General features: G+C 72.1%; 19 protein-coding genes. 8 read left to right on the top strand and 11 right to left on the bottom strand.

Going from position 1 to position 21,384, the window contains the following annotated elements:
• Positions 1-9: 9 nt before the first annotated feature.
• The gene (locus tag Air01nite_RS19655; RefSeq protein ID WP_203704128.1) at positions 10-975 is read right to left on the bottom strand and encodes a carbohydrate ABC transporter permease; all 966 of its coding nucleotides are present in this window, start codon (positions 973-975) and stop codon (positions 10-12) included.
• Between the two features lie 66 nt (positions 976-1,041).
• Positions 1,042-2,337, bottom strand: a complete 1,296-nt coding sequence (locus Air01nite_RS19650) for a sugar ABC transporter substrate-binding protein (protein WP_203704127.1) — start codon at positions 2,335-2,337, stop codon at positions 1,042-1,044.
• A gap of 275 nt (positions 2,338-2,612) precedes the next feature.
• Between Air01nite_RS19650 and Air01nite_RS19645 the strand changes: the two genes are divergently transcribed.
• Genes Air01nite_RS19645 through Air01nite_RS19630 form a run of 4 tightly spaced genes read left to right on the top strand, consistent with a single transcriptional unit; the run spans position 2,613 to position 7,474 of the window.
• Complete coding sequence (locus Air01nite_RS19645; protein WP_203704126.1) at positions 2,613-5,198, top strand: DUF4062 domain-containing protein; 2,586 nt, start codon at positions 2,613-2,615, stop codon at positions 5,196-5,198.
• 7 nt (positions 5,199-5,205) lie between these two features.
• A complete protein-coding gene (locus tag Air01nite_RS19640; protein ID WP_203704125.1) occupies positions 5,206-5,997 on the top strand; it encodes an AraC family transcriptional regulator in 792 nt (263 codons plus the stop codon).
• Between the two features lie 11 nt (positions 5,998-6,008).
• Positions 6,009-6,719, top strand: a complete 711-nt coding sequence (locus Air01nite_RS19635; RefSeq protein ID WP_203704124.1) for an SDR family oxidoreductase — start codon at positions 6,009-6,011, stop codon at positions 6,717-6,719.
• A gap of 14 nt (positions 6,720-6,733) precedes the next feature.
• The gene (locus Air01nite_RS19630) at positions 6,734-7,474 is read left to right on the top strand and encodes a GNAT family N-acetyltransferase (protein ID WP_203704123.1); all 741 of its coding nucleotides are present in this window, start codon (positions 6,734-6,736) and stop codon (positions 7,472-7,474) included.
• On the opposite strand, the gene Air01nite_RS19625 is transcribed toward Air01nite_RS19630, so the two are convergent.
• The gene (locus Air01nite_RS19625) at positions 7,471-8,085 is read right to left on the bottom strand and encodes a TerB family tellurite resistance protein (protein WP_203704121.1); all 615 of its coding nucleotides are present in this window, start codon (positions 8,083-8,085) and stop codon (positions 7,471-7,473) included. The genes Air01nite_RS19630 and Air01nite_RS19625 overlap by 4 nt on opposite strands.
• A gap of 174 nt (positions 8,086-8,259) precedes the next feature.
• Between Air01nite_RS19625 and Air01nite_RS19620 the strand changes: the two genes are divergently transcribed.
• A complete protein-coding gene (locus Air01nite_RS19620) occupies positions 8,260-9,015 on the top strand; it encodes a hypothetical protein (RefSeq protein WP_239090815.1) in 756 nt (251 codons plus the stop codon).
• Positions 9,016-9,099: 84 nt separating this feature from the next.
• Positions 9,100-10,611, top strand: a complete 1,512-nt coding sequence (locus Air01nite_RS19615; RefSeq protein WP_203704119.1) for a flavin-containing monooxygenase — start codon at positions 9,100-9,102, stop codon at positions 10,609-10,611.
• Here the strand turns inward: Air01nite_RS19615 and Air01nite_RS19610 are convergent.
• The 6 genes from Air01nite_RS19610 to Air01nite_RS19585 all read right to left on the bottom strand — a co-directional run bounded on the left by Air01nite_RS19610 (position 10,551) and on the right by Air01nite_RS19585 (position 18,174).
• Entirely contained in the window at positions 10,551-11,087 is a 537-nt protein-coding gene (locus Air01nite_RS19610) for a Uma2 family endonuclease (RefSeq protein WP_239090814.1), read from the bottom strand. The two genes, Air01nite_RS19615 and Air01nite_RS19610, sit on opposite strands and share 61 nt — an antisense overlap.
• Positions 11,084-12,061: a hypothetical protein gene (locus Air01nite_RS19605; RefSeq protein ID WP_203704117.1), complete on the bottom strand. Its 978-nt coding sequence runs from the start codon at positions 12,059-12,061 to the stop codon at positions 11,084-11,086. Before Air01nite_RS19605 ends, Air01nite_RS19610 begins: the two co-directional genes overlap by 4 nt.
• On the bottom strand, positions 12,058-14,532 hold the full coding sequence (locus Air01nite_RS19600) for an AAA family ATPase (protein ID WP_203704116.1): 2,475 nt from the start codon (positions 14,530-14,532) through the stop codon (positions 12,058-12,060). The genes Air01nite_RS19605 and Air01nite_RS19600 overlap by 4 nt, the downstream gene beginning before the upstream one ends.
• Positions 14,533-14,605: 73 nt before the next feature.
• On the bottom strand, positions 14,606-15,754 hold the full coding sequence (locus tag Air01nite_RS19595) for an exonuclease SbcCD subunit D (protein WP_203704115.1): 1,149 nt from the start codon (positions 15,752-15,754) through the stop codon (positions 14,606-14,608).
• Positions 15,755-15,772: 18 nt separating this feature from the next.
• A complete protein-coding gene (locus Air01nite_RS19590) occupies positions 15,773-17,515 on the bottom strand; it encodes an ATP-binding protein (protein ID WP_203704114.1) in 1,743 nt (580 codons plus the stop codon).
• Positions 17,516-17,628: 113 nt separating this feature from the next.
• Positions 17,629-18,174: a plasmid pRiA4b ORF-3 family protein gene (locus Air01nite_RS19585; RefSeq protein WP_203704112.1), complete on the bottom strand. Its 546-nt coding sequence runs from the start codon at positions 18,172-18,174 to the stop codon at positions 17,629-17,631.
• A gap of 89 nt (positions 18,175-18,263) precedes the next feature.
• On the opposite strand from Air01nite_RS19585, the gene Air01nite_RS19580 reads away from it, so the two are divergent.
• Positions 18,264-19,025 carry a pyrimidine reductase family protein gene (locus tag Air01nite_RS19580; protein ID WP_203704111.1) on the top strand — a complete coding sequence of 254 codons (762 nt, stop codon included), beginning with the start codon at positions 18,264-18,266 and terminating at the stop codon, positions 19,023-19,025.
• Here Air01nite_RS19580 and Air01nite_RS19575 read toward each other — a convergent pair.
• Together Air01nite_RS19575 and Air01nite_RS19570 are read right to left on the bottom strand one after the other, a co-directional pair.
• Entirely contained in the window at positions 19,010-20,335 is a 1,326-nt protein-coding gene (locus Air01nite_RS19575) for a beta-propeller domain-containing protein (protein WP_203704110.1), read from the bottom strand. The two genes, Air01nite_RS19580 and Air01nite_RS19575, sit on opposite strands and share 16 nt — an antisense overlap.
• Entirely contained in the window at positions 20,332-20,835 is a 504-nt protein-coding gene (locus Air01nite_RS19570) for a SigE family RNA polymerase sigma factor (protein WP_203704109.1), read from the bottom strand. The genes Air01nite_RS19575 and Air01nite_RS19570 overlap by 4 nt, the downstream gene beginning before the upstream one ends.
• 160 nt (positions 20,836-20,995) lie before the next feature.
• Here Air01nite_RS19570 and Air01nite_RS19565 point away from each other — a divergent pair, with 160 nt between their 5' ends.
• Positions 20,996-21,373, top strand: a complete 378-nt coding sequence (locus tag Air01nite_RS19565) for a hypothetical protein (protein ID WP_203704107.1) — start codon at positions 20,996-20,998, stop codon at positions 21,371-21,373.
• Positions 21,374-21,384: the final 11 nt, after the last annotated feature.

The following is a 21,384-nucleotide window of genomic DNA, read 5'->3' as shown; positions in this document are numbered from 1 at the left end:
TGGGCTCCCTCATTTAACGGTACGGCGGACAAGGGCGAAGTTGATCGCGGCGATGATTCCGATGAGGACGAACAGCGCCCACGCGATGGCCGCGCCGTACCCGGCCGTGTTGAGGCTGTTGATGCCCTTCTCGTACATGTACATCGCGACCGTCTGGAACTCCCGCTGCGTACCTCCGCGCATGTTGCCGTTGCCGAACACCAGCGGCTCGGTGAACAGCTGCAGCCCGCCGATCGTCGAGAGCAGCACGACGAACACGAACGTCGGCGTGAGCATCGGCAACGTGATCCGCCAGAACTGCCGCCACTGGTTGGCACCGTCGATCGCCGCCGCCTCGTAGAGGTCACGCGGGATCGCCTGCATGCCGGCGAGCAGGATCAGGGCGTTGTAGCCGGTCCACCGCCAGTCGACCATGAAGGCGATCGCGGTCCACGAGCTCCACCGCTGCGCGTCCCAGTCGACCGGGTCGACGCCGACGAGGCTGAGCAGCCAGTTGGCGACGCCGAAGTCACGCTGGAAGAGCATCGCGAAGACGATCGCCACCGCGGCCACCGAGGTGATGTTGGGCACGAAGATGGCCATCCGGAACAGCGTCTTGGCCCGCAGCCGCGTGCGGTTGAGCAGGTTGGCGAGGAACAGCGCGAGGACGAGCTGCGGCACCGTGGCGACGACGAAGATGCCCAGCGTGTTGAACACCGAGTTCCAGAAGTACTCGTCCTTGAGCAGGGCGGCGTAGTTGTCGAAGCCGATGAACGTGTGCGCGCCGATCAGATCCCAGTCGTGCAGCGACATCCAGGCGGTCCGGAGCATCGGATAGAACCCGAAGATGCCGAAGATGACGAAGAACGGTGCGATGTAGAGGTACGGCGAGTACTTCATGTCCCAGCGGGCGCGCTTGGCACCGCGGGCCGGGCGATGCCGGGGCGGCTTGGCCGGCGCGGGCGACGCCGGGCGCGCGGGGGTGGCGAGGGCCATCCTGGGTCCTTTCTCCGACCGTGCGGAAGGGCCCCTTTGCACAAGGGGCCCTTCCGGGAGGCTCCGTCAGAAGGCGCCCTGTGTCGCGGCGTCCTTGATGAACTGGTCCCAGGCTGCGGCCGCCTTGGCCTCGCCGTTCTCATAGGCCCGCAGCGCGGGCTCCATCGCCTGCTCCTTCACGGCCTGGTGCTTGGGGCCGAGGTGGACGGGCTGGATGCCCTCGACGCTCCCGCCGAAGATCTTTCCGGTCGGCGCGCCGCTGAAGTACTCGTTGGTGTAGGACTGGAACTCCGGGTTCTTCAGCGCCTCCAGGTTGGTCGGCAGTGGGCCCTTGAGCTTGAAGGCCGCCACCTGGCTGGTCGCGCTGGTCAGGTACTCGGCAAGCTTCGCGGCCTCGGTCTTGTGCTTCCCCCGTTCAGGCACCGCCAGCCACGAGCCACCCCAGTTGCCGGACTTGCCCGGCACGCCGGCGACGTCCCACTTGCCCTTGTTCTCCGGGCCGGAGTTGTCCTGGACGATGCCGAGCATCCACGAAGGACAGAAGGTCGCCGCGAAGGTGCCCTGCTTGAAGCCCGCGCTCCACTCCGGAGACCAGGTCGCCGTCTTCGCCGTGATGTTGGCGTCGACCATCTTCAGCGACGTGTCCCACGCCTGCTTCACGGCCGCGCTCTTGTCGGCGACGATGTTGTCGTCCTTGTCGTAGAAGATGTCGCCACCGACCTGCATCGTGACCGCGCTGGCCGCCGTGGTGACCGAGTCGAGCATGCCCTTGCCGGTCGCGGCGCGATACTTCTTGCCGGTCTCGATGAAGGCGTCCCAGTCAGGCCACAGCGCGGTGACGGCGTCCCGCTCGGTCGGCAGGCCGGCCGCCTTGAACAGGTCGGAGCGGTAGCAGACGGCGAGGCTGCCGACGTCGGTCGGCAGGCCGATGAGCCGGCCGTCCGCGGCCTTGCCCAGTTCCCACTTCCACTGCAGGTATTCCTTGCTGTGGTCCGCGACGAGCGGCGTCAGGTCGGCCCAGTTGGTGGGGTTGATCTTGAATTCGTTGAGGATGCCCTCTTCGAGCGCGACGACGTCGGCGATGCCCTTGCCGGTCGCCAGGCTCCGCACGATCTTCGGGCGGTATTCGTTGAGCTGGGCGGTCTTGCGCAGCTCGACCTTGATGCCAGTGTCCTTCTCGTACTGCTTGACGAGTTCGTCGTAACCGAACTCGCCGAAGGTCTCGACGACCAGCTTGTCGGGCTTGCCGCCGGTGCTGCCGCTGCTGTCGCCGTCGTCGCTGCCACAGGCTGCGACGCCGAGCACAAGAGCGGAAACAGCGGCGAGCGCGACCAGCCTGTTGCGGCGCCTGATGACGCTCATCCAGGACCCCTCTCAGGTCTGAACACAAAGTGGTGGGGTGGTCGGCGCCACACGGATTCGTCCGGACTCGTGCCGGTTCACGGTCCGCCGGGAGCGCTCCCACGAGATTGCCGATCGGTTTCGTCCCCGTCAATACCGGTTGCTGGGAGCGTTCCCATATCGTTATGGGAGCGCTCTCAGGGAGTGCTCCGTCGCGTTGGGTGGGACCCGTCTTACGCAGCGCTGCCGAAAGCAGGTAGCTTCGTCAGCCGTACGGGGGGATGTGATGATTTTTCATGGCAAGCTCTGGCGAGCCGGCCTCTGGATCGAGCAACCTGATCCACACGCCGGACCACCGGTTGCGGGTGTTCGTCTCGTCGACGCTGGAGGAGCTCGAGCCCGAGCGACTGGCGGTCCGTGACGCGATCGCCCGGATGCGGCTGGTGCCGGTCATGTTCGAGCTGGGCGCCCGCCCGCACCGGCCACAGGACGTCTACCGCGCCTACATCGAGCAGAGCCAGCTTTTCATCGGCGTCTACTGGGAGAGCTACGGCTGGGTGGCGCCCGAGGCCGAGGTGTCCGGCATCGCCGAGGAGCTGCGGTTCGCCGGGAACCTCCCCAAGCTGATCTACGTCAAGACGCCCGCCCCCGACCGCGACCCGCGGCTGGCCGCCATGCTCGACCGGATCCGCGACGACGCCCGCGTCAGCTACCGGCAGTTCCGCTCGGCGGACGAGCTGCGCCGGGTGGTCGGCGAGGACATCGCGGTGCTGCTCACCGAGCGATTCAGCTCCCGGCGCACGGCGCAGGCCGAGCCCGAGGTGACGCCGCGCGACGAGCTGCCGGTGCCACCGAACCCGCTGCTCGGCCGGCGCGTCGAGCTGCGCGGCCTGCGCGACCTGCTGACCAGCGACGACGTGCGGCTGGTCACACTGACGGGGCCTGGCGGCGTCGGCAAGACCCGGCTCGCGACCGAGCTCGGTGCGGAGCTGCGCAACACGTACGCGGACGGCGTGCGTTTCGTGGACCTGTCCGGCGTCACCGACCCGGCCCTGGTCGCCGCCGCGCTGGCCCAGTCCCTCGGCCTGCGCACCGTGCCCAACCGGTCGCCGATCGACGACGTGGTCACCTACCTGCGCAACCGGTCGCTGCTGCTCGTCGTCGACAACATGGAGCACCTCGCCGAGGCGTCACCGGCACTGGCCGCCGTGCTCGACGCGGCGCCCGGCGTCACCGTGCTGGCCACCAGCCGGGTCCCGCTGCGCCTGACCGGCGAGCACGTGTTCGACGTGCCGCCGCTGCCGGTGCCCGACCCGAGGGAGGACCCCGCGATCGCGGTCCGCCGGGACGGCGCGGCCCGGCTCTTCGTCGAGCGGGCCCGGGCCGTGAAGGCCGACTTCGGCGTCGGTGCGGACGACGCGGCGGCGATCGCCGAGATCGTCCGCCGGCTCGACGGCCTGCCCCTCGCGATCGAGCTCGCCGCAGCCAAGGTGCGGGTGCTCACCCCGCGGGCGTTGCTCGACCGGCTGGCCAGCCGCCTCGGCACGCTCACCGGCGGTGCCCGCGACCTGCCCGCCCGCCAGCGCACGCTGCGGGACGCGATCGCCTGGAGCTACCAGCTGCTGCCGCCCCGCGAGCAGGAGCTGTTCGCCCGGCTCGGCGTCTTCGCCGGGGCGTTCGACCTCAACGCGGCCCGCGCGGTGGCCGGCATGCCCGACCAGTACGCCGGCCTGGACGCGCTCGCCTCGCTGGTCGAGAGCAGCCTGATCACCCAGGAACCGGGCGAGCGCGAGCCGCGGTTCACGATGCTCGGGATCATCCGGGACTTCGCCCTTGAGCGGCTCCTGGACGCCGGCGACTGGAAGGACACCCACGACCGGCACGCCCGGCACTACCTGGAGTTCGCCGAGCGCACCGCGCCGCCGCTCGGCCGGACGTCCACCAACCCCCAGGCCGTCGACGAGCTCGAGGTCGAGCACGACAACCTCCGCGCGGCGATGAGCTGGTTCATCGACACCGACCAGCTCGAGGACGCCGTGCGGCTGGGCTGGATCGTCTGGGTCCTGTGGTGGCTGCGCGGCCACACCGACGAGGGCGCCCGCAACATCGAGCGGGTGCTGGAGCGTGCGGACTCGCTCTCGCCTCAGGCGTACGCCCATGTGCTCTTCGGCGACGGCGCGATCTCGGTGATGACGGGGCAGGCGGTCGCCGGTCGGGCCAAGCTGGAGCAGGCGCTTCCGCTGCTGCGCGAGGTCGGCGACGAGGACGCCACCGCCCGGGCCGCCGGGATGCTCGGGCAGCTCGCCATCGCTCGCGGTGAGTACGACCTCGCCCGCGAGCTGCTGGAGGAGACCAAGCAGATCAGCGAGCGGCTGGGCGAGGAGTGGATGATCTCGCTCTACTACGCCCGCTTGGGCCTGGTGCCGCTGAGCACCGGCGACTTCGCGGACGCCGTCGACAAGTTCACCGACGGGCTGCGGATCGCCCGCAAGACCAACGACTACCTGGGCGAGGTCGTCGCGCTCTACAGCCTCGCGGTCACGGCCGTCGCCGGCGGCGACCTGGAAAACGCGGCCACGTGCCTGGAGTCGGGACTGCGGGTGGCGGGCGGCAACCGCGACGAGGCCGGTGCCGCGCTATTCCTCGAGGCCTTGGCCGACGTCGCCGCCCGGCGGGGTGCGCAGGACCGGGCGGTGCGGCTGGCCGCGGCCGCACACAAGCTGCGGACGACGGCCAGCGCCGCGTGGATGCGGTCGTACGTGCCGCCGTGGCCGGGCGGTGGCCCCGAGCCGGACACCGCCGCGCACACCGGGGCGTGGGCCGAGGGCACCGCCGACAACCTGGCCTCGGCGGTGGCGTACGCGCTGGCGGCTCCGCGATGATGGGTCGGTGGAGCTGATCCATTCGGTGCCGCTGCGCCCGCCCGAGGGTGCGTGCCGCGCGACGCCCGGACGGCCCGACCCGCGGCTGCGCCCGTACGTGCTGGGCTACGGCGGGTTCTCCTCGCACACCGGCGCACCACTGCCCCACCGCGTGCTCCCGCTCAGCTCGACCACGCTCGTGATCGCCTTCGAAGGCCCGTTCGCGGTCTTCAGCGGTCCCCGCGCCCAGGCGACCGTCGACGGGAGGACCACCTGGGGCCGCGGCATCTCGGTCGGGCTGACCCCGGCCGGCGTGTCCGTCCTGTTCGGACTCCCGTCGAGCGCGCTGGTCGGCCAGATCGTCGACTGGCGCGACGTGCTGGGCCCGCGGGCCGACCCGTTGGCCGAGCGGCTGTTCGCGGCACCGTCCTGGCCGGCCCGGTTCGCGCTGCTCGACGCGGCGCTGCTGGCCCGGCTCGGAGCGGCCGCGCCGCCGCCGGTCGTCTCTGCCGCCTGGAGCCGCCTGCAGGGCCCGCGGATCGCCGTTTCGGCGCTGGCGGACCGGCTCGGTGTCAGCCGGCGGGCGCTGGAACTCGGCTTCCGCCGGGAGATCGGGCTCGCACCGGCCACCGTGGCCCGGGTTTCCCGGTTCCAGGCCGCGCTCGGCCTGCTCACCGAAGGGGTGGGGCCGGCGCGCGCCGCTACCGGCGCCGGCTACGCCGACCAGGCGCACTTCACCCGGTCGACCCGCGCGATGGCCGGGCTGACCCCGGCCCAGCTGTGCGCAATCGTTCAATACGAGCCGCTGCCCGGCGCGTAGCGTCCCGGGGCATGACATCCACCGCCCTGGTCACCGGCGGCTCGCGGGGCATCGGCCGGGCCGTCGTCGAGCGCCTGTCCGCGGCCGGCCACCGCGTCGTGTTCACCTACGCCAACGACAAGGCGGCCGCCGACGAGGTGGCCGCGCTCTGCCCCGGCTCGATCGCGGTGCGGGCCGACCAGACGTCGCTGTCCAGTTTGGACGAAATGTTCGCGCCGATCCAGGATGGACTCGACATCCTGGTCAACAACGCCGGCGTGATCGTGCCCGCGGCGGTCGCCGACGTCACCGCCGAGGAGTTCGACCGGGCGCTGACCGCCAACACGAAGGTGCCGCTGCTGGCGATCGGGCGGGCGGCGCCGCTGATGCGCGACGGCGGCCGGATCGTCAACATCTCCACCATCAACACGGTCTCGCCGGCGCCGGGCAACGTGCTCTACTGCGCCAGCAAAGCGGCGTTGGAGCAGGTCACCGCGGTGGCGGCGCGCGAGCTGGGCCCGCGCGGGATCACCGTCAACACGGTCTCACCCGGCGCCACCGACACGGACCTGCTGCGGGCGCACAACTCCGCGGAGGAGCTGGCGCTGTCGGCGGCCTGGAGCGCGCTCGGGCGGCTCGGCACGCCGCACGACGTCGCGGCCGTGGTGGCGTTCCTGACCACGGCGGACGCGGGCTGGATCACCGGGCAGAACATCCGGGCGACCGGAGGCCTGCTCGTCTGACAGGCTTGACGGCCATGGAGATCAGAGCGGCCGGCCCGGGCGACATCGCCCAGATCATCGCGGTCGGGCACGAGACCTGGCCGGCGACGTACGCGTTCGCCGGCGCCGACTACGTCGCGCACGGGCTGGCGACGTGGTGGTCGGCCGAGGCGACCGAGCGGGCGATCGCGAACACCACGGTGCTGGTCGCGGCGGAGGGCGACGAGCTGCTCGGCATCGGCAACCTCGACCTGTCCGGCGAGGTCCCGATCGTGTGGCGGCTGTACGTGCGGCCGGCCGCGCAGGGCCGCGGGGTGGGCTCGGCGCTGCTCACCGCCCTGATCGACGCGGCGGGCGGGCGGCCGGTGCGGCTCGCGTACCTGGCCGGCAACGACCATGCCGCCCGCTTCTACGCCCGGCACGGTTTCGTCGAGTCGCACCAGCAGCCCGCCGAGCGGCCCGGCTGGCCCGCCTCGGTCTGGCTGGAGCGGCCGGGTGCCGGCCTGCTGCTGGTCGCCGTGGTCGAGATGGCCGCTGGGCACGTTCCGGCCGGACAGGGCTACGAGGACGCGGTGCTCGCGCTCCTCCCCCGGCACCGCGGCACCGTGGAACGGCGCACCCGCGGCACCGACGGCACGACCGAGGTGCACCTGATCCGCTTCGCGGACCGCGCCGGCTACGAGTCCTTCATGGTCGACCCGGAGCGCCTCGCCCACCGCGCGGCGATCGGCGTGGCCGCCCCGTCCACCCGAGTGATCGAAGTCCGCGACCTCTAGTTGCGGATCGACTGCTCGACCGTGGCGATGACGCCGGTCGCGTGGGCCGGGGTCATCCGGAGCTGCTCGGCGATCCAGTGGATGGCCTCGCGCTCGGGCTGGCTGAGCGGGCCGTCGGAGAGGGCGATCCGGACCGCGTTGGCGAGCTGGCGCTCGCAGGCGTCCTGCGTGAAGTTGCCGGCCAGGGCGCGCAGCGGCTCGACCGCGAACTCGGTGGGCTGGCCGGCGTCGGCGCTCACGTGCGCGAGGTCGTAGTCGGTCGCGCCCGCCTCGCGCACCGCGTCGACGGCGGCCCTGGCCGCGGCGTCGGAGACCCCGCCGGCGCGCAGCACGACGGCCGCGGCGGCCCGCATGCCGGCCGGGAGGGCGCTGGCGAGCTGGGCGGTGGTCGGGCGGGTCAGCACGATCGGGTCGAACTTGGTGCGGCAGGTCTTGCAGCGGACGACCTCGCCGACCTTGTCCAGCGGGATCACCGGCAGGAAGAACAGCGTGAAGAACCGGCGCGCGGTGCGGTGCTCGTAGTCCCGGTCGCCGCCGCAGTGCGGGCAGTGGAACTGCCCGGTGCCGATCAGACCGAAGATGTAGAAGACCGACACACCGAAGATGATCATCACGACTCCGCTGAGAGGGACGGCTGGATCTCCGGGACAGTACCAACGGTGCGCAGGTCTTGCGGTCCTGTGGCACCATGGACGGATGATCTCCAACCGAAAGGGCGTCGACGCCCTCGCGCGATGACCGCGCCGGTGCGGCGCAATGACGCCGCCCAAACCTGGCGAGAAGCAGTGCTCATCCGACAGGAATGGCTTGACCAGGCCCTGTCCACACTGCCCGCCGATCGGGAGACCGCGGAACGCTCCGTGACCGCGATCTACGCCCGGATCTCCCGACCACGTCCCCGGTTCGAGTGGGTCTCCTCCCCCGCCAAGGCGCTCGCCCTGGTCGACGGCTGGCCCACGCTGGACGACCTCTACCGCTGGATCCGTGACCCGGTGGGTTCGCCGCCGCCGGCCACCGACGTGGCCGCCGTGGGGTCCCGGTTGCGGGCCGCGCTCAGCGCCGGCGTCGGCTACGCCGATCCGGAGCTGTCACCGGCCCGCCAGCCCGGGAAGAAGAAGGATCCCTGGCCCGAACTGCCACCGCTGGACGCGATCGGTCGCGGCGTGCCACTGGCGGTGGTGCTGCACCAGGCGGTCCGCGGCGGTCTGCATCGCAGCCTGGGCGACGGGTTCCGGCATCCGGTCCGGGCGGCGCTCGGCCCTGACGTCCCGGTGTGCTGGTACGGGCAGCAGGACGCGTGCTGGATCGGCTACTACGACACCCTGCACCGCCTCGGCCTGGCGAGCTGGGACTCCGACACTGCCGACCATTTCGGACACTGGGCCGCCCTCGCCCGCTCCACGGGCTGGTGGTGGCCCGGCGCGGACGTGTGCGTGCTGGTCGACCGGCCGGCCTCGGTGCGGACGGCTCCGGTGCCGGGCAGCTCGCACGACGAGGTCGCGTTGACCACGGTGGTCTACCGCGACGGCTGGCGGCCGTAGTCATAGCGAGGGCCGCGCCGGCCTACCCGGCGCGGCCCTCCGCCGGGGCTGTTCAGGTGCTGCCGGCAGCATTAACGTCAGGGCATGGCGGTGGAGCATTTCGATGTCCTGATCGTCGGCGCCGGCATCTCCGGCATCGGGGCCGGGCGCTACCTCAAGACCGAGCTACCGGCCAAGACGTTCGCGATCCTGGAGGCCCGCGCCGCGTCCGGCGGCACCTGGGACCTGTTCCGCTATCCCGGCACGCGCTCGGACTCCGACCTGCACACGTTCGGCTACGCGTTCAAGCCGTGGCTCGACCAGGAGGCGATCGCCTCGGCGCCCCGGATCCTCGCCTACCTGCGGGAGACCGCGACGGAGAACGGCCTGGACCCACACATCCGCTACCACCATCGGGTACGCGCGGCGGCGTTCGACTCCGAGACAGCACTGTGGACGGTCATGGTGGACCGGGCGGGCGAGCCGGTCACGTTCACGGCCCGCTGGCTCTTCTGCGCCGGTGGCTACTACCGCTACGACGAGGGCTTCACGCCGCACTTCGAGGGTCGCGACCGCTTCGAGGGCACCATCGTGCACCCGCAACACTGGCCGGCGGACCTCGACTACGCCGGCAAGCGGGTCGTCGTGGTCGGCAGCGGTGCGACCGCGGTCACGATCGTCCCGGCGATGGCGGGGACCGCCGCCCACGTCACACTGCTCCAGCGCACCCCGACGTACATCCTCTCGATGCCCACCAAGGACGCGATCGGCAACGCGCTGAAGAAATACCTGGGCCCGGAGCGCGGGCACGCCTGGACCCGGCGCAAGAACATCACGATGCAGCGCACGATCTGGCGGTTCTGCCAGCGCCACCCCGACCGGGCGCGCCGCGTGATCCGCTGGCTCAACGCCCGCAGCCTGCCCGAGGGCTATCCGGTCGACGAGCACTTCCGGCCGCCGTACAACCCGTGGGATCAACGGTTGTGCCTGGTGCCCGACGGCGACCTGTTCGCGGCGATCCGCGCCGGCACCGCCGAGATGGTCACGGACCGGATCGAGACGTTCACCGAGCAGGGCATCCGCCTGGCCTCGGGCCGCGACCTGGCAGCGGACATCATCGTCACGGCCACGGGCCTGCGGGTCCAGGCGCTGGCCGGCGTGACCCTCACGGTCGACGGCGCCCCGGTGAGCATCCCGGACACCATCGCCTACAAGGGAATGATGCTCTCGGGAGTGCCAAACTTCGCGTTCGTCGTGGGCTACACCAACTCGTCGTGGACGCTCAAGGTGGGCCTGCTCTGCGAGCATTTCTGCCTGCTGCTGGCCCACATGGACAAACACGGCTATGAGATCTGCCGCCCGGCCCCGGCCGACCCGGCGATGCCGACGCGCCCGTTCCTGGACTTCGGCGCGGGCTACATCCGCCGGGTCATCGACGAACTCCCCCGCCAGGGCGACCGCCTACCGTGGCGGACCTCGATGCACTACCACACAGACGTCAAACTCCTCCGCGCCGACCGCGTCACGGACCCAGAACTCCACTTCGGGCGCCGCACTCAGGAAAGCGTGTCGACCGCAAGCTCGATCGGGAAGGGCTCGGTAAGCCGCAACACCTGACCGCTGCGCGCCTCCGCGGCAAGCACGTACCGCTCAACCCGCAACCTGAAGAGCCGCAGGACCAGTCCTGCCGGTTCCGGCTCCGCCAGCAGGAGGCTATGAATTCCGGCATCCGCGTAGAGCTGCTTCTTGATCGCATTGGTAGACGGCCCGATCTCGTAGACCAGCTTGACCTCAGCGGCCTCGACCACCAGACCGTCCGGATCGGTTGCGGCAACGACGAGGTCGGGAATCACCACCCGGTCCGTGCGTAGGCGCAGGTTGACCGCTTGGTAGGCGACGAGCCCGGATCTCTCCGCGGCCGCGTTGAAGCTCATCGCGAGTCGAGAGGCCAGGCGTTGGCGCACCTTGGTGCCGGCGCCGGTTACCAGCAGGCTGCCGTCGAGGAGTTCGACACGGTGGGACGTCTCACCGAGGTCGAAATAGGCTCGTTCGTCCCAAGGACCAACGCCGAGCCGATCGAACAGGTCCGTCACGGTCGGGCGCCGGTTGGTACCGCGGTGCTGCGGGCGGCGGCGAGGGTCAGGGCGCGGTGCAGGAGGCGGGAGTCGCCGAGTAGCGTGCGGAGGCGGCGTTCCAGGCCCGCGATCGGGATCAGGTTCTGCGGCGCGCGGGGGTCCTTGTACGGGGTCGAGGCGAACCTCGGCAGCGTGACCAGCGACAGGTCCGCCAGCTCGATGGCCTCCTGCGGTGGCAGCTCCGTCGAGCACTCCACGCGGACGATGCCCGCCCACGGTGCGCCCGACGGGCCCGGCAGGCGCAGGTACCACGTGTAGCCGCCCCAGGCCGTGCCCATCAGGAACACCGGCGAGCGCTCGCCCGGGCGCAGCGCGGTGACCACCGCGGTCAACGCGCCGTCCAGGTATTGGCTCTGTTGCGTCTTGACGTAGCCGATCGTGCGGGTGAGCTGCCGGCGGTTGCGCAGCGGGCCGTCGACCACCAGCAGGTCGTCGGACTCGCCGCGGACCTGGGTCGAGACCGCGACCTCCAGCGCCGTCAGCGGGCCCTGCACCGCCGGGATCAGCCGGGCCGGGTCGGGTGCGCCGGAGATCTGGCGCACGCCGTAGCGGACCGAGCCCGCCGTGATGTCCGTCGCCGTCGGGGACGTCGTGAACAGGCCGCGCTCGACCAGGGCGCCGGCCAGCGACGCCGCTCCCGCGCGCAGGTCGCAACGGACCACACCCGCCGCGTACGAGGCCGCCAGGCCCGGATGCGACGTGCCGTCCTCCTCGCGGGTCCACAGGCTCGCGTCGATCCGGCGCACGCCGTCGACCAGCAGCACCACGTCCGGCGCCCGGACCGTCGGTGGTGCGGTCAGCGGCCGCCAGGCCGCCGCGGGCAGCTCGACGTCCGTGTTGACCTGGGCGCTGCTCTGGGTCGCGGGCGCGCTGGTGGCCTCGAACGAGGCGCCGTACGCCGGATCCCAGTTGTCTACGAAATAGCTGGTCATATCCCGCTCCGGGTGATGTGGGCCGAGCGGGCGTCCTTCGTCACGTCGAAGCGCACCGGCACCCGTTCGGCCAGCGCCGGCACGTGGGTGACCACCCCGACCATCCGGTCGCCGCGGGCCGCCAGACCCTCCAGTGTCGCCGCCACCGTGTCCAGCGTCGCCGCGTCCAGTGTCCCGAAGCCCTCGTCCAGCAGGATCGACTCCAGGCTCGCCGCCGACGTCGACATCCCGGCGAGCTGCTCGGCCAGCGCCAGGGCGAGCGCCAGCGACGCCTGGAACGTCTCGCCGCCCGACAGCGTGCGGACACCCCGGCGCAGGCCCGCGTCGTGGTGGTCGACGACCGAGAACTCGCCCTTCTCGTGCACGAGGTCGTACTGCCCGGCCGACAGCTCCCGCAGGATCCGTGACGCGCCCTCGACCAGCAGGTCGAGTGCCTCCTCCAGGAGCCAGCGCTCGAAGTTGTTGGCCCGCAGGTGCCCCGCGAGCGACTTGGCGACCTGACCGTCGTGCTCGTGCGCGGTGCGCTTGTCCAGCAGCCCCTGCGCCTGGGCGCGCCGCTCCTCCACCCGCTGGTGCGCCGCGGTGGCCCGCTCGACCGCCACCGTCGCCGCCCGCACGTGGTCGTCCGGTGCCGGCAGCCCGGCGTCGACGAACGCGGCGTCGAGCCGCTCCCGGGCCGTGGCCACCGCGGCGTCCGCGTCGGCCGCGGCAGCCGCGAGGGACGCGCGGGCGGCGCGCCGGCTCTCCACTTCGGACGCCGACCAGTCGGACAGCGCCGACCAGGACCCGGCGAGGTCGTCGCGGGCGGCCGCGGGCGGTGCGAATCGCGCGACCGCGTCGCGCGCCGTGTCGAACTCGTGCCACGCCGCCGTCAGCCGCTGTTCCGCGGCGGCCCGGCCCGCGTTGGCGGTGCGGGCCTGCTCGCGGGCCGACTTCAGCGCGGCGACCGCGCCGTCCAGCGACTTCTGCAGGCCGGCCAGCGTGTCCAGCTCGCGGCGCAGCGCGGTGACGCCCGGTGACGCGGCGAGTTGCTCGTCGAGGGCGACCAACCGCGTGGCCAGTTGCTCGTGCTGGGCGCGCGCCCGGTCCAGCGTGCGCTCGAGGGCGCGGGCCGACTTCTCCCGCTCCGCCACGCGCGCCTGCGCCTTCTCGTCGGCCGCCTTGGCGGCGTGGCCGGCCTTCTCGGCCGCCGGCACCGCGGACGTCGCCGGCACCGCCGGGACCGTCGAGACCGGCTGCTCGCAGACCGGGCAGGGCGCACCCGCGTGCAGGTGCACCCGCAGCGCGCCGGCCCGGTCGGCCGCCTGCGCGTCCTGGTAGGCCCGCCGGGCCGCCTCCAGCTCGGCGGCCGTGCGGAGCGCCTTCGCCCGTGCCTCTTCCAGCGAGGCCGCCGCGTCACGGTGCTCGGTGGTCGCCGCCAAAAGTCCATCATGGAGCGTCGTCGCCTCGGCCGTGACCGCCGCGTGCTCCTCGTGGCCGCGCAGCAGCAGCCGCAGGGCGGCCGGGTCGCCGGCGGCGGCCAGTTCGCCGCGGACCTTCTCCTCGCGCTCCTCGGCGGCGGTCACCGCGTCGCCGGCCGCCGTCGCGGCGTCCCGGGCGGTGGCCACGGCCGAGGCCAGGGCGGCCACGCCGCGCGGCGGGCGCACCCGGTCGAGCAGCGCGATCTCGTCGTCGAGCGCGGCCAGACCGGCCGCGGCTTCCGCCGCCACCCGCCGCGCGTCGTCCAACGCCGGCGTGCCGGCGGTGACCTGGGCGGCGAGCGCCAGCATCGCGTCGACCCGATCGGCGGCCGCGGCCAGCGCCTCGTCGGAGGTGTCGTCGAGCCCGGCGAGCAGCTGGTCGACGGCCCGCAGGTCGGCGTCGGCCTGCTGCGCCCGCGCGGTGGCCCGCTTCTGGATGTCCTCGTAGACGTGCAGGCCGAGCAGGTTGACCAGGATCTGCTGCCGGGTCGCGGGTTTGGCGTGCAGGAAGTCGGCGAACTGGCCCTGCGGCAGGATCACACAGCTCGTGAACTGTTCGTACGGCAGCCCGACCGCCCGCAGCACCGCCTCGTCCATCTCGCCCGGTGTGCCCGCCAGCACCTCGCCGAGGTCCTCGGGCGTCATCCCGGTGTCGAGTTTGGACACGTCGAAGTTGTCGGGCATCTGCTGCAGGCCCGCGCCACCGGTCTTCACGTTGCCACGGCTGTCCCGGCGCACCACCCGGGTCGCCACGAACCGGGCGCCGGCGGACTCGAACACCAGGCGCACCCGGGCCTCGGTCGCCGACGGCGACAGCGCGTTGGCGATGCCCCGGCTGCTGCCCCACCGCGGCACCTGCCCATAAAGCGCGAAGCAGATCGCGTCGAGCACGGTGGACTTGCCGGCCCCGGTGGGCCCCACCAGCGCGAAGAAGTCAGCGTCGGTGAAGTCGACGGTCGTCTCGTCCCGAAAGACCGTAAAACCCGCCATGTCCAGCCGCAAGGGCCTCACTCCGCGACCTCGCTTCGCGAGCTCGGGCATGAGCCCTGGCCTGCTGAGCCGACTGGTTCGGTCGCAAGCTCCCTCACGCGGAAGCCTCCTCGTAAAGCTCGTCGAACAGATCCTGAACGCCGTCCTCGGAGGAAACACCCCTGGATTCGAGGTACGCGGCGAACAGCTCGCGCGGCGACCGCCCGGCGCGCTCCTCAGCACGCGGCCCCGGGGCGGAGGCGACCATCTCGGGGTCGATCCGCACCTCCAGCGCCCGCGGCAACAGCTCCTGCACCTCTTCGCGCAACCCAGCCCGGGGCGTCTCACGCACATACACGCGCAGCCAAGCCTCGCCCGTCTTCAACGACGCGAGCTGCTCCAAGCTCCCGCGCACCGTGCGCAGAGAAACCGCCGCCGTGACCGGCACCTCGCGCACCTTGGCCGCCGTCTGCGCGGTCACCTCGACGATCGAGACGGCCGGCACGTTCTCGCCCTCGCCGAAGTCGATCGCGAGCGGGCTGCCGCTGTAGCGGACCGGGCACGGCCCGAGCACCGTCTGCGCCCGGTGCAGGTGCCCGAGCGCCACGTAGTGCGCGTTCGTCGGAAACACGTTGGCGGGCACGGCATAGCCCAGCACCGTCTGCGCCTCGCGCTCGCCGCCGCCCTGGCTGGCACCCACCACGGTCACGTGCGCCGTGACCAGGTTGACCACACCGGGCTCGGAGAACCCCGAGGTCAGCGCCCCGATCAGCCGCGACAGGTGGTCGGCGTACGTCTGGGTCGCCTCGGCGGCGGTCAGGTCGTACATCTCGACCGCGCGGACCGCGTACCGCTGGGACAGGAACGGAAGAGCGACCAACCGCCACGCCTCGCCGCTCGCCGTGGTGCCGGAGATGACGTGCTCGGCCGGGTTGTCCCGCACGCTGCCGCGCAGCGCGATGCCGGCGGCGTCGGCCCACGGCCGCAACGCGTCGAGCGCCGCGCCGTTGTCGTGGTTGCCACCGATCGCAACCACGTCGGCGCCGGTGCGCCGCAGCGCGGACAAGGCGCGGGTGACCAGCCGGGTCGACTCCGGCGACGGCGCGGCGGTGTCGTAGAGGTCGCCGGCGACGATGACCAGGTCGGGCTGCTCGGCGCGGGCGATCTCGACCACCTGCGCGAGCACGGCGACATGCTCCTCGGCCCGCGACTGTCCCTTGAGGACCTTGCCGACGTGCCAGTCCGAGGTGTGCAGGATGCGCACGGCGAACCTCCTCCGGAGCTAGAACGGGATGTCGTCGTCGGAGATCGCGCCCGACCGCGAGCCGACCACCGCGAACGGGTCGGCGGACTGGGTGACCGAGCGCAGCGAGCCGGCCGGTGCCGCGCCCGCCTCGGAGTGCCGGGTCGCCCACGACGGGAAGGGGAACTCGACGCACAGCGGCACCGGGATGTCGGGCTGGTTGACGAACATCGTGCCGGGCTTGGCCAGCAGCACCCGCTGCCGCTGCGCGGGCGGCAGGAAGCCGTATTCGGGGCGGGACGCCTCGGCGGGGTCGAGCCGGCCGACCACGCGTACCGCCGAGTTGGTCACGATCCGCCGCTCGACTTCGCTGGCGGTCTGCTGAGCGCCGATCAGGATCACGCCCAACGAGCGGCCACGCTCGGCGATGTCGAGCAGCACCTCCTTGATCGGCGACGAGCCTTCGCGCGGCGCGTATTTGTTGAGTTCGTCGAGCACCACGAAGAGCAGCGGCTTGGCGGTGCCCTTCTTCTCCTTGCGCTCGAACTCGCGCTTGAGCGTCACGCCGACCACGAAGCGCTGGGCGCGGTCGGGCAGGTTGTGCAGGTCGACGACGGTGACCTGGGCGCTCTCGTCGGTGTTGATCTGGTGCGGCCGGCGGGTGGCCAGGTCGCCCCGGATCAGCCGGCCGAGGTCGCGCTTGCTGGCGATCAGGCGGCGGGCGAACGCGTTGACCGTGCCGAGCCCGACGGCGCTGCCCGTCCAGGTGTAGCGGGTCTCGTCGTCGGAGAGTTGGGCCACGACGAAGTCGACGAGGTCGGCGTAGGAGCCCAGCCGGGTGCCGTCGATCGCGATGCCGCCGTCGGCCGGCACCGCGTGCCGCGCGAGATGGGCGGTCACGGCGTGCACGACCATCGTGTACTGCTGGCGCTCGTCGTCGGCGTCCGCGAACACGTAGGGCAGCAGCCGGTCGGCGCAGAACTCCTCGAGCGTCCAGTAGAAGCTGTCGACCCCCGCGAGCCGGCTGCTCACGTCGGGCGTGCCGGACGAGTCGCCCATTCGCGGCGGCGCGTAGACCCGCACGTCGGCGAACGGCTTGGCCGGCAGGCCGAGGGCCGCATAGGCCGCCGTCGTGCGATCGTCGAGCTTGACGTTGGGGTGGTCGAGGAAGAGCAGGTCCTCGCCCTTGACGTTGAAGATCAGCGCCTTGGCGTTGACGCCGTCGCCGCCGAGCGCGCCCGAGTTGAACACCGAGTAGAGCAGGAACGTGGCGAAGCTGGTCTTGGTGGCGACGCCGGAGATGCCGGAGATCGAGACGTGCGCGCCGCGGGTGCCGTCGAGGAAGTCGGCGTTGAGGTAGACCGGGACGCCGTCGCGACCCGTGCCCATCGGCACCTGGCGTTCCATCCGGTCGAAGTGCAGCGCGGCGGCCCGCAGGTCGCCGGTGGCGCGGTGGACCAGAGCGCCCGGCGCGGGCGGCACGTAGAGCTCCGGGTCGACCCGCGTGACGCTGATCTCGGCCGCCTCCTGCACCTGGGCGGGCAGCGTGCCGTCGGCGATCGAGAAGACGTCGGAGTCGAAGACCGCGCCCTCGTGCCGGGCCCGGACCTGGGTCACCACGCCGGCGATCCGCACCGGCGGCCGGCCGTCGGGCAGCTCGCGGGTGGTCACCACGACGTCGTCGAGCTGCAGGTAGCTGCCCGGCGAGACCGCCGTCCAGAACTGCAGCGGGGTCGCGTCGGAGGTGCCGAGCACCCGGCCGACCGCGCTCTGCTCACCCATCGCTCCCACCGATACCACGACTCGCATCTTGCAACATCAGTACGACCGGCTCCCAGTCGACTCGCGGGGCAGTGCCGGATGAGATGAAAGAGAGTTTCATCCTTTTGAGCGGGTTATGTGAGTCGGCGGAGCAGCGTGCTGGCACGGACCGCGTCGAACTCCTCCGCGTCGAAACCCCGCCCGACCCAGCCACGCAGGTGAGCGTGCTGCGGGTGCGCCGGGTCGCGCAGCGCCACCAGCAGCTCCGCGTAGCCGAACGCACCGCCCACGTCCTCCGGCGGGCACGACCGCTGTCCAGCCACGCAGCGCGGGTAGCGCTCGTCCGGCTCGGCCACGAACACGTCCTCGACCAGCAGCTCGTGCTCCCACCAGTCACCGAAGTCGTAGGTGTAGAGCAGCCGGGTCCCCTTGTGCGCCACGGCGTCGAGGCGGACGTCCAACTCGTCGCGGACGGCCAGCTCGCCGTCGGGGTCGGGTTCGCCGTACTGCACGCCGTCGACCTCGAAGGAGTGCAGGTGGTAGTCCTGCCAGCCCATCGCGTGCTGCACGACCCGGTGCACGCGGTCGAGCGTGTAGCCGCCCGGCACCTCCACCCGGCGCCAGACCTCGGGCAGCACGTCGGCCAGCGTCACCTTGACCTGGAAGATCTGCCGAGGCATGCGATGGTCCCTCGATAAGGTGGCCGGATGAGCTGCGACTGCCAGCACCGTACCCCTGGATCGGCCCTTCCGAGCAACGGTGACGTCGCGTGACGGACAAGCCCGCGATCCGGGCGCTGTGGAGCGTCGACGCGGCTGCGGCGCCGGGTGAGGAGCTCGACGACGAGGCACTCACACGGTGGTACGGCCGATCGGAGCGGCCGACGGTTCGGGTCAACTTCGTGACCAGCGTCGACGGCGCCGTCGAGGTCGAGGGCTACTCCGCCGGCCTGTCCGGGCCGGCCGACAAGCGGGTGTTCGGCATCCTCCGCAAGGTCTGCGACGCCCTGCTGGTCGGCGCCGGCACGCTGCGCCACGAGGGCTACAAGGCAGTCAAGCTCGACGAGCCGCGCCGGGCCTGGCGGCGCGCACAGGGCCTGCCCGAGGTGCCGACGCTGGTGGTGGTCACCGCCAGCCTCCACGTCGACCCGGCTTCGCCGGTCTTCACCGAGGCGCCGGTCCGGCCGGTGGTGCTGACGACGACCGCCGCCGCGGCGCCGCCGGGCCTGGACAAGGTCGCCGACGTGGTACGCGTCGGCGAGCGCGACCTCGACCTCACCGCCGGGCTGGCCGCGCTGCGCGAGCGTGGGCTCGACCAGATCCTGTGCGAGGGCGGCCCGCACCTGTTCGGCTCCCTGACGGCCGCCGACCTGGTCGACGAGCTGTGCCTGACGGTCTCGCCGCTGCTGACCGGCCCTTCGGCGGGCCGGATCATCGCCGGACCGCACCGCGAGGGCGACCCGGTCCCGCTGCGCCTGCACCACACATTGCTCGGCGACGACCTGCTGTTGCTGCGCTACACCCGCCGCTGACGGCGCCGGCGCACCGCGCGCACGATCCAGACCACCAGCGCGACCGGTGCCGCGGCCAACAGGTAGGCCCAGGCGGGCGCGGCCCAGATGGACGGGTGCGGCACCGGGCCGCCGTACGCACCGACCTCGACCAGGTCCGCCGCGACCTCCAGACCCGACACACCGGCGGGGGTGTCGACGAGCGTGTCGAGCCGGCCGGCCGGACCCAACGCGACCAGCGTCGTGCGCGGCTCCCCGCCCGGGTCCGGCAGGTACGTGAACACCAGGTCGCGGCCGTCCCGCCAGCCGATCGCTCGACCCGGCTCGCCGCGCAGCGCCACGGCCGCCTCGCCTCGCGGCAGGCCGGTCGCCGCGTCGACCTGTTCGACCCGCCAGCTCCGGGCCAGGTAGCCCGCCTGGTCACACGTGTTGGTGCAGCCGTCGAAGGCGAACAGCGCGAGCTGCCGACCGTCGGGGCTCCAGGCGCCCGGCCCGGCCAGGCCCTGCGTCAGCGGCACGTCCAGCGACCAGAAGGGTTCGCCGGTGCGCGCGTCCATGACCGACAGGCGACGCCCGGTGTCGCCGCGACCCACCGGACCCTCGACGGCGATCCGCGTGCCGTCCGGTGACCAGGCGGCGGCCGTGTAGGAGTTGAGCCGCCCGACGGCCACGAACCGGCGGGCACCCGTACGCAGGTCGACCGCGACCAGGTCGTCCGGCTTGTCGGGGTCGTTGTCAGGTACCGCGTCGTCGCCGTAGACGATCACGCCGTCGTCGTTGGACACGCCGACCAGCAGCTCGGTGCCGTCGGGCGAGAACGCCAGCGGCTGACCGAGGATCGGGTCGCCGGCGACCTGCCGCTCCTCGCCGGTGGTCAGGTCGAGCATCCGCAGCCCGGGTCGCACGTAGTAGCGCCCGTCCGGCGTGAGCAGCCCGCTCCCCTCGCCGATGTCCTGGTAGATCAGCCGGTAGCTGCCGGATACGCCCACCGCGACCCCGGTGCTCTCGAAGTACCGGGTCTTCCCCGTGTAGAACACCAGCGCCGCCGGTCCACCCGGCCCGGCCGGCCACTGCCCGACCTTGGCTTGCCAGAAGTGCGGCAAGTCGACGCCGGACGGCACCGCACCGCGTCCGTCGGCCGGCACCAGCGCCGCCCGGCGGTGTGCCGCCAGCCCCGGCAGCGCCACGACCAGCACCAGCACGGCGACCGCGGCGACGGCGTACCCGAAGCGCCGGCGCTGCCGGAGCCGCCGCCCAGCCGCCCACAGGTCGTCGGGCAGCCGCACCGGCGGCATCTCGTCGGCGATCTCCTTCAACAGCCGGTCGCTCATCGCGCCCCCCGGAGGTCTTCGAGCTCGGGGGCGGTGGCCCGCAGACGGGCCAGCGCGTCCCGGGTGTTGCTCTTCACCGTGCCGACCGAGCAGCCGAGCACCTCGGCCGTCTGCACCTCGGTCAGATCCTCGAAGTAGCGCAGCACCAGCACGGCCCGCTGGCGCGGGGTCAGCCGGCGCAACGCCTGCCGCACGGTCAGCTCGGTGTCTTTGTCGGACACCCGGTCGGCGACCGCGGTGTCCGGGGGCTCGGCCTGCGGCCGGTCCACCACGCGCCGCCGCCGCCACCAGGAGACGTGCTGGTGGTAGAGCACCCGGCGCACGTACGGATCCGGGTCGCCACCGGCGGCGATCTTCTCCCACCGGCTGGCGACCTGGACCAACGCCTGCTGCACCAGATCTTCCGCGAGATGCCGGTCCCCCGTCAGCAGGTAGGCGGCACGGGACAACCCCACGAGCCGCGCCGCGACGTAGTCACGGAACGAGTCCTCAGCCGCCATACCTGGATACACGCTCCCCGGGCCCGTCTTGGAGGGGTCCACCTTCGAGCGGATCATCGCAGGGGTGCATTCATACCATCGGATGACGCTCGGGCAGAAACGCCGGGCGTAAACTGGGCGGCCACCGTGCATGGCATTGACGTGTGACGGGAGATTGACCTTGGTCATCACCAGGCGCGAGCTCGTCCGACTGACCCGACAATGGTCGTCAACCGTGCACCCCGCCGTTGGACACACCGCGATCGTCTCGTTCGTCTCGCTGGCTGTCACAGCACCGGTCTTCGTCATCGCCGGTTTCGAGGTGGGCTGGATCCCGGCCCTCGAGATCCTGGTCGGTGATCGTGGTCCGTCGGCGGCGGGCGCCTATCACATCACGGTTCCATTGGCGCTGCTCGGATACGCCATCGTTCCGGTCATCGTCGGGTCGATCGTCGCGACCGCCCTCAAGCGCGCACTCGAAAAAGCCCTCGTGCGGCCCGAGGTGGCCACCGCGCAAATCCGCGCGTTAATCAAACAGCCGCCAGAGAGTCCCAGATAGCACCAGCAATG

The organism is Asanoa iriomotensis (assembly GCF_016862515.1).
Taxonomy (GTDB): domain Bacteria; phylum Actinomycetota; class Actinomycetes; order Mycobacteriales; family Micromonosporaceae; genus Asanoa; species Asanoa iriomotensis.
Note: the sequence above shows the minus strand (reverse complement) of the source record. Positions and strands in the feature narration are given on the sequence as shown.

Excerpts from the sequence above, each read along its gene's own strand:
- Air01nite_RS19625 (WP_203704121.1), bottom strand. The coding sequence starts at position 8,085 with ATGATCATCTTCGGTGTGTCGGTCTTCTACATCTTCGGTCTGATCGGC.
- Air01nite_RS19605 (WP_203704117.1), bottom strand. The coding sequence starts at position 12,061 with ATGACCAGCTATTTCGTAGACAACTGGGATCCGGCGTACGGCGCCTCG.
- Air01nite_RS19590 (WP_203704114.1), bottom strand. The coding sequence starts at position 17,515 with ATGGGTGAGCAGAGCGCGGTCGGCCGGGTGCTCGGCACCTCCGACGCG.
- Air01nite_RS19630 (WP_203704123.1), top strand. The coding sequence starts at position 6,734 with ATGGAGATCAGAGCGGCCGGCCCGGGCGACATCGCCCAGATCATCGCG.
- Air01nite_RS19570 (WP_203704109.1), bottom strand. The coding sequence starts at position 20,835 with ATGGCGGCTGAGGACTCGTTCCGTGACTACGTCGCGGCGCGGCTCGTG.
- Air01nite_RS19615 (WP_203704119.1), top strand. The coding sequence starts at position 9,100 with ATGGCGGTGGAGCATTTCGATGTCCTGATCGTCGGCGCCGGCATCTCC.
- Air01nite_RS19575 (WP_203704110.1), bottom strand. The coding sequence starts at position 20,335 with ATGAGCGACCGGCTGTTGAAGGAGATCGCCGACGAGATGCCGCCGGTG.
- Air01nite_RS19650 (WP_203704127.1), bottom strand. The coding sequence starts at position 2,337 with ATGAGCGTCATCAGGCGCCGCAACAGGCTGGTCGCGCTCGCCGCTGTT.
- Air01nite_RS19645 (WP_203704126.1), top strand. The coding sequence starts at position 2,613 with ATGGCAAGCTCTGGCGAGCCGGCCTCTGGATCGAGCAACCTGATCCAC.
- Air01nite_RS19655 (WP_203704128.1), bottom strand. The coding sequence starts at position 975 with ATGGCCCTCGCCACCCCCGCGCGCCCGGCGTCGCCCGCGCCGGCCAAG.
- Air01nite_RS19635 (WP_203704124.1), top strand. The coding sequence starts at position 6,009 with ATGACATCCACCGCCCTGGTCACCGGCGGCTCGCGGGGCATCGGCCGG.
- Air01nite_RS19585 (WP_203704112.1), bottom strand. The coding sequence starts at position 18,174 with ATGCCTCGGCAGATCTTCCAGGTCAAGGTGACGCTGGCCGACGTGCTG.